Genomic DNA, 13,002 nt, shown 5'->3' on the forward strand with positions numbered 1-13,002 from the left:
GCACATGACAGCGTGTTGCGCCGATCGCCTTGCCTACCGGCGGTCAAATACCTGGTCGTGGATGCCCTGGCGATGGAGCTCCAACACGATGGGTGTGATCTGGGCGATTCGCGCCTCGATCCTGGCGCGGGCGTAGTAATCGACCTCGGGGCGCTTTTTCAGGGTGTTCAACTGGACCAGCGCCTGTTCGGCCCGGCCGCTCAGGAACGTCGCTTCGGCATAGGCCTCGCCGGCGCGGATCGGCTCGCCGGCGATCTCACTGGCGCGGGCGAACGTGTGCTGGAAGGCCGGATCCGCCGCCGAGCGTGACAGCAGTGGCCGCAGTATTGCCTGCGCGCGCTTGCCCGCATCGACCGTGTTGCGCTCCAGCAGGGCATCGGCCCAGGTCAGAGCGACCGCGCGGTTATTGGGCGCGCGTCCGAGCAGTTCACCAAAACGCGCGTCGGCGGCCTCCCGGTGACCGCTGCGCGATTCCGCTTCCGCCAGTCCAAGGCTCAACCACAACTCGCCCGGCCGTTCCGCCAGCAAGCTCGCCAGCAGCTTGGCCGCTGCCGCCGGTTCATTGGCGCGCAATCGTGCGATGGCCAGTCCATACCGTTGCGCCTCGTCCAACGTGCCGCGCTTGGTCATCTGCTCGTATTCGCGGATTGCCGCGCGTGGGCTGTCGGCGCTGAGCACGCGCAGGCGCTCCTGGGCAAGACCAAACAGGCCCGTGCCCTGGTCACCGTGCGCCGGCGCGCCGATCGTCAGGCCGTCGGGCAACAATGGGTTGTCGGTTGCGATCGGGCTGGCCAGGAAGCCGTCCGGCGATTCTTCGACCCGGCCCGCCCGCGCTTTCGCCTCGCTGATGCGGGTGGTCGTGACCGGGTGGGTCATCAGATAGCCGGGTATGTCATAGGCGCCGGCCGCATTGACCCGAGATTTCGCCTGCATGGTGGTGAAAAAATCGGCCATTGCCTGCGGGTCGTATCCGGCGCGGGCGAGGGTCTGGATGCCGATCCGGTCGGCCTCCTGTTCGTTGGATCGGGTGTAGTTGATCTGGCGCTGCTGTGCCAGGCCCATCGCCGAGACGATCGCCGCCTGGGTCGCTTCGCCGGATGAATCACCCCCGGCCGCCTGGGCCGCCACGACCGCCCCCAGCATCGCCAGCAGGATCGGCAACTGGTCGCGCTGGGCCCGCTCGACCCCGCGCAATACATGCTGCTGGGTGACGTGGGAAATTTCGTGGGCCATTACCCCGGCGACTTCATCCTCGCGCTGGGCGGCCAGTACCAGGCCCGCGTTGACGCCGATATAGCCGCCGAGCGTGGCAAACGCGTTGATCTGGCGATCACGCATCATGAAAAACGTGAAAGGCTGTCGTGACCGGTCGCTACTGGCGCCCAGCCGGGTACCAAGCGAAGTGAGCCAACTGTCGACCAGCGGATCGGCCAGGATGTAGTCGTAGTGGCGCAGTTGCGCCAACATCATCGCGCCGTACTCCTCCTGCTGGTGGGGCGTCAGCAGTTCACCGGCGGACGAGCCAATGTCGGGCAAGGAATCCTGCGCAGGCGCGCAGACACTGGCCAAGGCCAGTGTGACGGCGGTGGAAAGCACGATGATGCGGCGCAAGCGGAACTCCTGGGACCGGCCACCATTGCATGGCCGAAGGGTCGATAATGGCAGCATGCCGATGATCGGGCCGGGCCGAATGAATCCGCGGTTAATTGGCCTGAACGATGCGCCGGGGGCTGCGGGTGCCGCCGACTTGCGAACACGGGCTGTTGAACCCATCTCTGAATTGCCTGTGTGGCAAGCGATGGCGACAGGTTGGACCATGCCCGTTCGCCGGAGTTCACCACCCGGGCCCGTTGCATCCGGCTTTTTTGCCTACACCGAATTCACCACAGGAGAACCGACTTGCGCACCGACTTGAACACCGATCTGAACCAGGTTGACCCCGCTTCCAACCCGATCGTGATCTACACCAGCGCGACCTGCTCGTACTGCGTCGCCGCCAAGAACTTCCTCAAGAGCAAGGGCCGCGAGTGGACCGAGGTCCGCATTGACCTGGATTCCGCTGCCCGCGAGAAAATGATGGGTTTGACGCAGCGCACCAGCGTGCCGCAGATCTTCGTTGGCGACACCCATGTGGGCGGCTTCGACGAGATGATGGCGCTGCAGCGCGAGGGCAAGCTGGAGCCCTTGCTGGATGGCGCGGCGTAGCGGATCCACTGACGATATCTGATGGCCGGCCTCGTCCGCGCGCCCATCCATTGGGCGCTTGCGGCATAATTGCAGGGCTAACCACCCGGCGCAGCGTCTTGCACGGCGCGCCCATCAGATGGAAGAAGACCCCCAATGACACAGACAATCACGGTGATCCGCGGCGACGGCATCGGTCCTGAAATCATGGACGCCACCCTGTACGTGCTCGACGCGATGAATCTGGGCCTGCAATACGAGTTTGCCGATGCCGGCCTGGTCGCCATGGAAAAGACCGGCGAGCTGCTTCCAGCGGCGACCATGGACTCGATCCGCAAGAACCGCATTGCCCTGAAGAGCCCGCTGACCACTCCCGTCGGCGGCGGTTTTTCCTCGGTCAACGTCGAGCTGCGCAAGCGCTTCGACCTGTATGCCAACGTGCGACCGGCCAAGTCATTCCCCAATACGAGGTCGCGCTTCCCGACCGGGGTGGATGTAATCACCGTGCGCGAGAATACCGAGGGCGCCTACAGCGCCGAAGGGCAGGAAACCGCGGCTGACGGCCAGAGCGCGACCTCGATCACCCGCACCACCCGCAAGGGTTCGGAGCGGATCGTGCGTTATGCGTTCGAGCTGGCGGTCAAGACCGGGCGCAAGAAGGTCACCGTGGTGCACAAGGCCAACATCCTCAAGTCGACTTCCGGCCTGTTCCTGAAGACCGCGCGTGAAGTCGCCGCGCAGTTCCCGCAGATCGAGTGCGAGGAAATGATCGTCGACAACACCTGCATGCAACTGGTGATGCGCCCGGAACAGTTCGACGTGATCGTGACCACCAACTTGTTCGGTGACATCATCTCCGACCTGTGCGCCGGCCTGATTGGCGGCCTGGGGCTGACCCCGGGTGCCAACATCGGTGCGGATGCGGCGATTTTCGAGGCCGTGCATGGTACCGCGCCCGACATTGCCGGGCAGGGCAAAGCGAACCCGTGTGCACTGTTGATGGGTGCCTCCCAGATGCTTGACCACCTGGGCATGACCGACAAGGCGGTAGCGATCCGCGCGGCGATCGTGGCGACCCTGGAGGCCGGTGACAACCTGACTGCCGACCTGGGTGGCAGCGGCACCACCATGGGCTTTGCCAAGGCGATCGCCAGCCGGCTGTGATCCAACCAGTTTTTTTTTAGTCCGCCGTGTTGATTCGGACCCAGCGGGGCGTCTTGGACGCCCCGCTTTTTTATTTGCGGCCGCTTTTTATCCGGGTGGTGAGATCCAGCATTCCATCCCTGTGCTCGACAGCCATCGGAGCAGCCGGCACACTTCGCGATTGATTATCCCATCCGGATAAAGCGATGAATGACACCCCCCCTGCCGTGGCCACTGCGTCCCCCAGCGCACTGGCGCTGACCCCGTTGCTGCTGTTCCTCGTGTTGTTCTTCGGCGCCGGCCTGTATTTTACCGCGCAGGGCGAGGCGATGGGCTTCTACCAGTTGCGCGCCCCGGTCGCGATTTTGCCGGCGTTGGCGCTCGGTGCCTGGTTGGCCTGGCGCCGCGGGATCAGGCCTGTCGAGACCTTGCTGGAGGGCATGGGCCACAGCAACGTCATGCTGATGGTGCTGGTGTTCCTGCTGGCCGGCGCGTTTGCCACCGTGACCAGGGCGATCGGCGCGGTCGATGCGGTGGTTGCGCTTGGCCTGGGCGCGTTGCCGCCGGCGTTGATCCTGCCTGGGTTGTTCCTGGTCGCCAGCTTCGTCTCACTGTCGATCGGCACCTCGATGGGCACGATCGCCGCGGTGGTGCCGATCTCGATTGGCCTGGCCGATGCCGCCGGACTCGACAAGGCGCTGGTGCTGGGTGCGGTGGTCGGCGGCGCCATGTTCGGCGACAACCTGTCGATCATTTCCGACACCACCATCGCCGCGACACGCAGCCAGGGGTGCAGGATGAGCGACAAGTTTCGGGAGAACTTCAAGATTGCGTTGCCGGCGGCGCTGGCGACGGCCGCACTGCTGGCAATGGTTGGCGACGTCGCGCCGATCAGTGCCCCCGAAGCGGCCACGGCCTGGCTGGTGCTGCCGTACCTGGTGGTGCTGGTGCTCGCACTGCTCGGGCTCGACGTGGTGTTGGTGCTTGGCTTGGGGCTGTTGGTTGCCGGCGTGTTCGGCTATGTACTGGCCGAGGGTTATGACGTGATCAGTTTCGCCAACGACATTTATGCCGGCTTCGAGAGCATGGTCGAAATCACCCTGTTGTCGATCCTGATTGGTGGCCTGGCGGCGCTGATCAAGGCCAATGGCGGGCTGGATTGGCTCGCCGCGACCATTGCCCGGTTTGCGGGTGGACACACCGGCCGTCGCGCCGGTGAGATCAGCATTGCAGCGCTGGCCGCCGGCGGCGACGCGCTCACCGCCAACAACACGGTCGCGATCCTGGTCAGCGGCGACCTTGCCCGGGACATTGCCCAGCGGCATGGCGTGTCCCCGCGTCGTGCCGCCAGCGTGCTCGATATCTTTTCCTGCGTGGTCCAGGGCGTGTTGCCTTACGGCGCGCAGATCCTGCTGGCCGGCTCACTGGCGGGATTGTCGCCGCTGTTGATCGCCGGCAAGGTCTGGTACTGCTGGTTGCTCGCGCTGGTCGCGATCGGCTTCATGCTGTGGCCGGGCCGGGGTAGGGCGGTTCACTAGCAAGCACGAAAAAAGGGGCGCCGAAGCACCCCTTTTTCTTTTCAAGCGGGTTTTCTTTTCAAGCGGGCTTTCTTGTCCCGGCGCGCGCTGGAATCAGCGCGATTGCAGCTTCGACAGCAGCCTCAGGAACTCGATGTACAGCCACACCAGGGTGACGATCAGGCCGAACGCGCCATACCATTCCATGTACTTGGGCGCGCCCTTCTCGACGCCGGTCTCGATGAAGTCGAAGTCCAGCACCAGGTTCAATGCCGCGATCACCACCACCACCAGGCTGAAGCCGATCCCGACCAGGCCCGACTCGTGGATCATCGGGATCTGGATGCCGAACATGCCCAGCACCATGCTGGCCAGGTAGACCAGGAAGATGCCGCCGGTTGCGGCGACCAGGCCCATCTTGAAGTTTTCCGTCACCTTGATCAGCCCGGAGCGATAGGCGAACAACATCGCGAACAGGGTGCCGAAGGTCAGCATCACGGCCTGCATCACGATGCCTTCGTACAGATAGCTGTACTGCGCCGAGATCGCACCCAGGAACAATCCCTCGACCAGGGCATACAGAGGTGCGCTGATCGGTGCCCACTCCTTCTTGAAGATGGTGACCATCGCCAGCACCAGGCCGCCGATCAGGCCACCCCATATGTAAGGCCCCGCGCCAACGATCCCTGCCGGGGTCGCCACCTGGTTCCAGGCGAATGCGGCCGTCAACACACACAGCAACAGCAGCAGGCCGGTCTTGTTGACCGTCCCGTTCAGGGTCATTACGTTGCCATCGTCGCGAACGATCGCGCCGCTGCCAAGATCGAGGAAGGTCGACTCCTTGAGAGCCGGATTGCCACTACGGATCATGCAAGCCCCCTGGGGCGTTTTTATCGGTAGCCCAGCATACACGCAGCAAGCGCGTTTGAAGTTGACAGCAGCACAACCGGGGCACAGAATGGCCGGCCTTCTGCAGCGCCGTGTGCGTTTGCCGAAGCCCGGATCGGGGCATAGCGCAGTCTGGTAGCGCATCTGGTTTGGGACCAGAGGGTCGGGGGTTCGAATCCCTCTGCCCCGACCACTTGGTAAACGGCGCCGGTATCATGTTCGCAGGCGCCCGTAGCTCAACCGGATAGAGCACTAGCCTTCTAAGCCAGTGGTTGCAGGTTCGAGTCCTGCCGGGCGCACCAGTCATGCGACAATAGCTTCACGTTTTTGCTGTGGTGGATGTAGCTCAGTTGGTTAGAGCATCGGATTGTGATTCCGAGGGTCGCGGGTTCGAGTCCCGTCTTCCACCCCACTGTTTTTTGCACGGATTGTTCCTGTACAATTTCGTGCCGCACAAGCTCCATGTACATGTAGTCGTGCCACGTAACAGCGGGCCGTTAGCTCAGTTGGTAGAGCAGTTGACTCTTAATCAATAGGTCGAAGGTTCGAATCCTTCACGGCCCACCAGTAACATCAGGCACCCGGGATCGCTCCGGGTGCCTTTTTTCTTTGCCCCCAGGCGAAAGTGGCGGAATTGGTAGACGCCCTGGCTTTAGGTGCCAGTGAGGGTGACCTCGTGCGGGTTCGAGTCCCGCCTTTCGCACCAGCCCATGCAGAGGCTGAACAGCCCGGTAGGTCCGGCGAGCGCTCGCGAGTAGCGTGCTGTCCGTTGGCGGGGCGGCTTTGTGCTCCCGGCGGCCCCATCCGTACTGCTGCGCTTCACTAAAAAACTGGCGGCCGCGCCCGGAATCAGCCAAACTGTTGCGTTCCGCCGCGGGCGCGGGCTGCCTGCCTGGCCCGCCAGCCCATCGACAATTCGTACATCAAACATTTTTGCCGGGGTCGACGACCGCGGTTGCAGGAGTGGATATGCCCGCCGTAGAAAACAGTGTTTCGGTCGAATCGCTCGGTACCCTTGAACGCCGCATGACCTTCAATCTCCCGGCCGACCGGTTCGAGAGCGAGGTGGGTGGCCGCCTGCGCGAGATAGCGCGTGGCGCAAAGATCAAGGGTTTCCGCCCCGGCAGGATTCCGGCCAAGGTGATCGAGCAGCGCTTCGGCAAGCAGGTTCGCGCCGAGGTGCTCGACGGCCTGGTTCGCTCCAGCTTCGGCGAGGCGGTACGCGAGCAGTCGCTGCAGATTGCCGGCAATCCGGCCATCGAGCCGGTCAACGACGCGGATGACCTGGCGTTCGTCGCGACCTTCGAGGTGGTGCCGGACTTCGGTGATGTCGACGTGGCAAAGCTCAACGTGACGCGCCACACCTCGGAGGTGAAGGACGACGATATCGACACCATGATCGCCAACCTGCGCCTGCAACGGCGCACCTGGGACGTGGTCGAGCGCGGCGCAAAGGCCGATGACGCGGTCGAACTGGAAACGTTCTCCACCGTCGATGGCGAGCGGATGCCGGCCGAGGGTGTCGAGCGCGGGACCACCGTTATCGGGTCCGGCACGATGATGCCGGCGATCGAGTCGGCCCTGGTGGGAATGAAGGCGGGCGAACAGAAGCAGGCGCAGATCGATTTCCCGGCCGATTGGCGGGTGCCGCAGTTTGCCGGCAAGACCGTTGCCGTCGACCTGAAGGTGGGCAAGGTGTCGGAGCCGAACCTGCCGGAAGTGGACGAGGCATTCATCAAGAGCTTCGGCATCAACAGTGGCGAGCCGGAGCAGTTCCGCAGCGACATCCGCAGCAACCTGGAGCGTGAGCTCAAGGGTGCGTTGATGAACCGTCTGCGGCGGGAGGTGGGCGAGCAGTTGGTCGCTGCCTACTCGGAAACGGAGATGCCTCCCAAGCTGGTCGAGAACGAGGCACGCGACATGGCCAACCAGGCCCTGGAGCAGGCGCGCCGCCAGGGCGGCAACGTCGAGTTGCCTGCCGATGCCCATCAGAGGTTCCTGGAGCCTGCTCGCAAGCGGGTCCTGGTGGGCCTGCTGGTCGGAGAGGTCGCGCGTCGCAACGAACTCAAGCTGGATCCCAAACGGGTCAACGAGACGCTCAACCTGATTGCCTCCACTTACGAGGAGCCACAGCAGGTGATCGATCTGTACCGCAACGATCGCCAGCTGATGTCCGGTTTGCAGGGCCGGGTGATGGAGGAGCAGGTGATCGACTGGATCGCCGAGCGTGCGCAGCACACCGAGCAGCCACTGGCCTTCACCGACGCGATCCGCCAGTAGTATTCCCCCGGCGCGTCTTGCGCTTTGGCCTGGTCGGCCCCAAGTCGACTGGGCCAACTCCTACAACAGCAGCCAAGGTTCGTCTCGATGGATAACAAGACCCAAGCCCTCAACCTCGTTCCGATGGTGGTCGAACAGACCAGCCGCGGCGAGCGCGCCTATGACATCTATTCGCGGCTGCTGAAGGAGCGGGTGATCTTCCTGGTCGGTCCGATCGACGACCACGTGGCGAACGTCATCGTTGCCCAGATGCTGTTCCTGGAGGCCGAGAACCCCGAAAAGGACATCAGCCTCTACATCAACTCACCCGGTGGCGTGGTCACCGCCGGCATGGCGATCTACGACACCATGCAGTACATCCGCCCGGACGTGAGCACGATCTGCGTCGGCCAGGCGGCCTCGATGGGGGCGCTGTTGCTGGCATCGGGCGCGAAGGGCAAGCGTTACGCGCTGCCCAACTCGCGGGTGATGATCCACCAGCCGCTCGGCGGCTTCCAGGGCCAGGCCAGCGACATCGAGATCCACGCCCGCGAGATCCTGGCGTTGAAGCAGAAGCTCAACGAGGTGCTGTCCAGGCACACCGGTCAGGCGCTGGAGACGATTGCGCGTGATACCGAACGCGACAACTTCAAGGGCGCCGAGGCGGCGCGCGACTACGGGCTGATCGACGAGGTGCTGGAGCGGCGCCCGGAAGAGTCGATCCAGGCCAATTGAGCGCACGATCCGCATCCCGCAGATGGCGCCCGGCCGAGCTTGGATGGGCCGCTAAACCGCTGATTCCCGGACGATTTATTAGCACGGAACCACGCCGGAAGCGGCTTGGTACGCTGTGCTATTCTCGGGCCGAAGCACTCTGGCTATGCCGCGACGCGATGGTCGCGCCACGGCGTATCCGGCAAATGATCATTCAGGCAAGCGCATGACCGATGACCGACAGGGCCGGAGCACCGGCGACAGCAACAAAATTCTCTATTGCTCGTTCTGTGGCAAGAGCCAGCATGAGGTGCGCAAGCTGATTGCGGGCCCCAGCGTGTTCGTCTGCGACGAATGCGTTGAGCTGTGCAACGACATCATCCGCGAGGAGCTTGAGGAAAAGGCCCAGTCGGCGCGCAGCCACCTGCCCAAGCCGAAGGAAATTCTGGAAGTCCTGAACGAGTATGTGATCGGCCAGACGCGCGCCAAGCGCACCCTCGCGGTCGCGGTGTACAACCATTACAAGCGCATCGAGAGCCGGCAGAAGAACGACGATGTCGAGCTGGCCAAGTCCAACATCCTGCTGGTCGGGCCCACCGGTTCGGGCAAGACATTGCTGGCCGAGACATTGGCGCGGATGCTCAACGTGCCGTTCACGATGGCTGATGCAACGACCCTGACCGAAGCCGGGTATGTCGGCGAAGATGTCGAGAACATCATCCAGAAACTGCTGCAAAAGTGCGACTACGACGTCGACAAAGCGCAGCAGGGAATCGTCTACATCGACGAGATCGACAAGATCTCGCGCAAGTCCGACAACCCGTCCATCACCCGGGACGTCTCGGGCGAGGGCGTGCAGCAGGCATTGCTGAAGCTGATCGAGGGAACCGTGGCCAGCGTGCCGCCGCAGGGCGGGCGCAAGCATCCTCAGCAGGAATTCCTGCAGGTCGATACCCGCAACATCCTGTTCATCGTCGGCGGCGCGTTCGCCGGGCTGGACAAGATCATCCAGCAGCGCAGCACCGAGGCCGGCGGCATTGGCTTCGGCGCCAAGGTCAAGTCCAGCGAGCGCAAGATCGAGATCGGCAAGGTGCTGGCCGAGGTTGAACCCGAGGATCTGATCAAGTTCGGCCTGATCCCCGAGTTCGTCGGTCGGCTGCCGGTGGTGGCGACCCTGGAGGAGCTGGACGAGGAGGCATTGATTACGATCCTGACCGAGCCCAAAAACGCGATCACCAAGCAGTTCAGGAAGCTGTTCGACATGGAAGGGGTGGAGCTTGAGTTCCGCCCTGATGCGCTGGTGGCGATCGCGCGCAAGGCGCTCAAGCGCAAGACCGGCGCGCGCGGACTGCGCACGATCGTCGAGTCTGCGTTGCTGGACACGATGTACGAGTTGCCGTCGCTGGAGAACGTCAGCAAGGTCGTGGTGGATGAGTCCGTCATCGAGCACAAGACCGAGCCCTACCTGATCTACGAAGCGCCGCCGGTGGCCCCGCAGAAGGCGGCGGCGGGCGACTGAACCGGCGCAGCTAAACCGGCGCAGCCCCCAGTTTGTCCAGATCAGCCGCTTGCCCATGCAAGCGGCTGATTTGTTTGGGGGTTTGCTGACCAGTGCGACCCAGACGGATCGGGTTCTCTTGCAACCTTCCGCGCCGGCCCCCATAACCCAGTCCATGACCGGCAAATCCGGTGCATCCTCTTTTTACCGACCGTGCCTGATTGGCACGGCTGTCTGTACGACCCGGAGTTCCCATGACCCGATCCACCGATATCCAGCCCCCCGCGGGCGAACTGCTCAACTTGCCGGTGTTGCCGCTGCGCGATGTCGTCGTGTTCCCGCACATGGTGATTCCGCTGTTTGTCGGGCGCGACAAATCGATCCAGGCACTCGACCAGGCCATGGCGGCGGACAAGCAGATCCTGTTGGTCGCGCAGAAGAGTGCCGAGACCGACGACCCCGGCGCCGAGGATCTGTTCGAGATCGGCACCCTGGCCCATGTGTTGCAGCTGCTGAAGCTGCCCGACGGCACCATCAAGGTGTTGGTGGAGGGCGTGTCGCGGGTGCGGGTCGAACAGGTCGTGGAGGTGGACGGCACGCTCACCGGGCAGGCTCGCGTCATTGCGCCCGAAACCGATCGCGATGAACGTGAGATCGAGGCGATCATGCGCTCGCTGATGGGCTTGTTCGAGCAGTACGTCAAGACCAACCGCAAGCTGCCGCCAGAGTTGATGCAGACCTTGTCGGGCATCGAGGAGCCCGGTCGCCTGGCCGACACCATCGCCGCCCATCTTGGCGCGCGGGTCAGTGACAAGCAGACGCTGCTGGAAACCCACGGCATCGGAGCCCGGATGGAACAACTGGTGGGCCTGGTTGACGGTGAAATCGATGTCCAGCAGCTGGAGAAGCGCATCCGCGGCCGGGTCAAGGGCCAGATGGAGAAGAGCCAGCGCGAGTACTACCTCAACGAGCAGATGAAGGCGATCCAGAAGGAGCTGGGCGACATCGACGACGCGCCCAACGACATCGAGGAGCTGACCCGGAAGATCGCCGCGGCCGGCATGCCCAAGCCGGTGGAGGCAAAGGCCAAGTCCGAGCTCAACAAGCTCAAGCAGATGTCACCGATGTCGGCCGAGGCCGCCGTGGTGCGCAACTACCTGGACTGGGTGCTGGGGGTGCCGTGGAAGAAGCGCAGCAAGGTACGCAAGGATCTGTCGGCGGCCCAGGATGTGCTGGACGCGGACCATTTCGGGCTGGAGAAGGTCAAGGAACGCATCCTGGAGTACCTGGCGGTGCAGACGCGGGTGAAGCGGATGAAGGGCGCCATCTTGTGCCTGGTCGGGCCACCGGGCGTGGGCAAGACCTCGTTGGGCCAATCGATCGCGCGGGCGACCAACCGCAAGTTCGTGCGCATGTCGCTGGGCGGGGTGCGCGACGAGGCCGAGATCCGCGGCCATCGCCGGACCTATGTCGGTTCCATGCCGGGCCGGGTGGTGCAGAACCTGAGCAAGGCGGGCACCAGGAATCCGTTGTTCATGCTCGACGAGATCGACAAGATGTCGATGGATTTCCGCGGCGATCCGTCCTCGGCGTTGCTGGAGGTGCTTGATCCCGAGCAGAACCACGCCTTCAACGATCACTACCTGGAAGTTGACCTGGACCTGAGCGAGGTGATGTTCGTGGCCACCTCCAACACCCTCAACATCCCGGGTCCGTTGCTCGATCGGATGGAGGTGATCCGGATCCCCGGTTACACCGAGGAGGAGAAGCTCAGTATCGCCATGCGCTATCTGCTGCCCAAGCAACTCACGGCCAATGGGCTGAGGCCTGGCGAGTTGAAGGTGGCCGAATCGGCGGTGCGCGACATCGTGCGCTATTACACGCGCGAAGCCGGCGTCCGCAATCTGGAGCGGGAGATCGGCAAGATCTGCCGCAAGGTGGTCAAGGACATTGCGCTCGCCGGACCGAAGCCCGCCGCCAGGAAGACGGCACTTACCGTCAGCTCGAAGAATCTGGACAAGTATCTGGGCGTTCGCAAGTTCGACTTCGGGCGCGCCGGGGAGCACAACGAAATCGGACTGGTCACCGGCCTTGCATGGACCGAGGTTGGCGGCGAGTTGTTGCAGGTGGAGACCACGCTGGTACCGGGCAAGGGTCAGCTGCTGCTGACTGGCCAACTGGGTGACGTCATGAAGGAGTCGGCTTCGGCGGCGCTGTCGGTGGTGCGTGCGCGCACCGAGCGGTTGGGGATCGACCTGGATTTCCTGCACAAGCAGGATGTCCACATTCACGTGCCCGAAGGCGCGACGCCCAAGGACGGCCCCAGCGCCGGGATCGCGATAACGACGGCGTTGGTGTCGACCCTGACCAGGAACCCGGTCAGGGCCGAGGTAGCGATGACCGGTGAAATCACCCTGCGCGGTCGCGTCCTGCCGATCGGCGGCCTCAAGGAAAAGCTGCTGGCAGCGCTGCGCGGCGGGATCACCACGGTGATCATTCCTGAGGAGAACAAGAAGGATCTGGTCGATTTGCCCAAGAGCGTGACCGATGGCCTCAAAATCCTGACCGCACGCTGGATCGACGAAGTGCTCGACATCGCATTGGAGCGCCCCCTCGTCCCCATGGCGCCGCCCCAGCAAGATGGGCCCCCGCCACCCTCAAAACGCAAGCCTGTCACGCGTGCAGACGTCAAGCATTGATCGTCCAGGTTGCCGAATATTACGCAAAATGGGCTGAAACCCGCGTCGTTGCTGGGTTTCCGCCTTGCGTGAGTAAAACCCCACTGGTATAACGACGGGG

General features: G+C 63.6%; 9 protein-coding genes and 5 tRNA genes. 12 read left to right on the forward strand and 2 right to left on the reverse strand.

Going from position 1 to position 13,002, the window contains the following annotated elements:
* Nucleotides 1-33 precede the first annotated feature (33 nt).
* Entirely contained in the window at nucleotides 34-1,611 is a 1,578-nt protein-coding gene (locus ACW7G1_RS05230) for a M48 family metalloprotease (protein WP_456978668.1), read from the reverse strand.
* Between the two features lie 300 nt (nucleotides 1,612-1,911).
* On the opposite strand from ACW7G1_RS05230, the gene grxC reads away from it, so the two are divergent.
* From grxC to ACW7G1_RS05245, 3 genes are all read left to right on the forward strand, one after another.
* Nucleotides 1,912-2,205, forward strand: a complete 294-nt coding sequence (gene grxC, locus ACW7G1_RS05235; protein WP_456978851.1) for a glutaredoxin 3 — start codon at nucleotides 1,912-1,914, stop codon at nucleotides 2,203-2,205.
* Nucleotides 2,206-2,340: 135 nt separating this feature from the next.
* Nucleotides 2,341-3,348 carry an isocitrate dehydrogenase gene (locus ACW7G1_RS05240; RefSeq protein ID WP_456978669.1) on the forward strand — a complete coding sequence of 336 codons (1,008 nt, stop codon included), beginning with the start codon at nucleotides 2,341-2,343 and terminating at the stop codon, nucleotides 3,346-3,348.
* Between the two features lie 185 nt (nucleotides 3,349-3,533).
* Nucleotides 3,534-4,865 carry a Na+/H+ antiporter NhaC family protein gene (locus ACW7G1_RS05245; protein ID WP_456978670.1) on the forward strand — a complete coding sequence of 444 codons (1,332 nt, stop codon included), beginning with the start codon at nucleotides 3,534-3,536 and terminating at the stop codon, nucleotides 4,863-4,865.
* 93 nt (nucleotides 4,866-4,958) lie between these two features.
* Here the strand turns inward: ACW7G1_RS05245 and ACW7G1_RS05250 are convergent, their stop codons facing one another.
* On the reverse strand, nucleotides 4,959-5,714 hold the full coding sequence (locus ACW7G1_RS05250; RefSeq protein WP_456978671.1) for a Bax inhibitor-1/YccA family protein: 756 nt from the start codon (nucleotides 5,712-5,714) through the stop codon (nucleotides 4,959-4,961).
* A gap of 134 nt (nucleotides 5,715-5,848) precedes the next feature.
* On the opposite strand from ACW7G1_RS05250, the gene ACW7G1_RS05255 reads away from it, so the two are divergent.
* The 9 genes from ACW7G1_RS05255 (at nucleotide 5,849) to lon (ending at nucleotide 12,902) form a co-directional block, all read left to right on the forward strand.
* Nucleotides 5,849-5,925 (forward strand) — tRNA-Pro (locus ACW7G1_RS05255).
* A 32-nt stretch (nucleotides 5,926-5,957) separates the two neighbouring features.
* A tRNA-Arg gene (locus tag ACW7G1_RS05260) sits at nucleotides 5,958-6,034 on the forward strand.
* A 33-nt stretch (nucleotides 6,035-6,067) separates the two neighbouring features.
* A tRNA-His gene (locus ACW7G1_RS05265) sits at nucleotides 6,068-6,144 on the forward strand.
* A 79-nt stretch (nucleotides 6,145-6,223) separates the two neighbouring features.
* Nucleotides 6,224-6,299: transfer RNA gene (locus tag ACW7G1_RS05270), tRNA-Lys, on the forward strand.
* 52 nt (nucleotides 6,300-6,351) lie between these two features.
* Nucleotides 6,352-6,438: transfer RNA gene (locus tag ACW7G1_RS05275), tRNA-Leu, on the forward strand.
* 263 nt (nucleotides 6,439-6,701) lie between these two features.
* Entirely contained in the window at nucleotides 6,702-8,012 is a 1,311-nt protein-coding gene (gene tig, locus ACW7G1_RS05280) for a trigger factor (RefSeq protein ID WP_456978672.1), read from the forward strand.
* A gap of 87 nt (nucleotides 8,013-8,099) precedes the next feature.
* Complete coding sequence (gene clpP, locus ACW7G1_RS05285; RefSeq protein WP_456962048.1) at nucleotides 8,100-8,726, forward strand: ATP-dependent Clp endopeptidase proteolytic subunit ClpP; 627 nt, start codon at nucleotides 8,100-8,102, stop codon at nucleotides 8,724-8,726.
* A 205-nt stretch (nucleotides 8,727-8,931) separates the two neighbouring features.
* Nucleotides 8,932-10,224 (forward strand): ATP-dependent Clp protease ATP-binding subunit ClpX, encoded by a 1,293-nt coding sequence (gene clpX / locus ACW7G1_RS05290; RefSeq protein ID WP_456978673.1) that lies wholly within the window; start codon nucleotides 8,932-8,934, stop codon nucleotides 10,222-10,224.
* 233 nt (nucleotides 10,225-10,457) lie between these two features.
* Nucleotides 10,458-12,902, forward strand: a complete 2,445-nt coding sequence (lon, locus tag ACW7G1_RS05295; RefSeq protein ID WP_456978674.1) for an endopeptidase La — start codon at nucleotides 10,458-10,460, stop codon at nucleotides 12,900-12,902.
* Nucleotides 12,903-13,002: the final 100 nt, after the last annotated feature.

The organism is Lysobacter sp. A378 (assembly GCF_054052125.1).

Coding starts and splice junctions, on each gene's coding strand:
- ACW7G1_RS05240 (WP_456978669.1), top strand. CDS start 2,341: ATGACACAGACAATCACGGTGATCCGCGGCGACGGCATCGGTCCTGAA.
- ACW7G1_RS05245 (WP_456978670.1), top strand. CDS start 3,534: ATGAATGACACCCCCCCTGCCGTGGCCACTGCGTCCCCCAGCGCACTG.
- ACW7G1_RS05250 (WP_456978671.1), bottom strand. CDS start 5,714: ATGATCCGTAGTGGCAATCCGGCTCTCAAGGAGTCGACCTTCCTCGAT.
- tig (WP_456978672.1), top strand. CDS start 6,702: ATGCCCGCCGTAGAAAACAGTGTTTCGGTCGAATCGCTCGGTACCCTT.
- clpP (WP_456962048.1), top strand. CDS start 8,100: ATGGATAACAAGACCCAAGCCCTCAACCTCGTTCCGATGGTGGTCGAA.
- clpX (WP_456978673.1), top strand. CDS start 8,932: ATGACCGATGACCGACAGGGCCGGAGCACCGGCGACAGCAACAAAATT.
- lon (WP_456978674.1), top strand. CDS start 10,458: ATGACCCGATCCACCGATATCCAGCCCCCCGCGGGCGAACTGCTCAAC.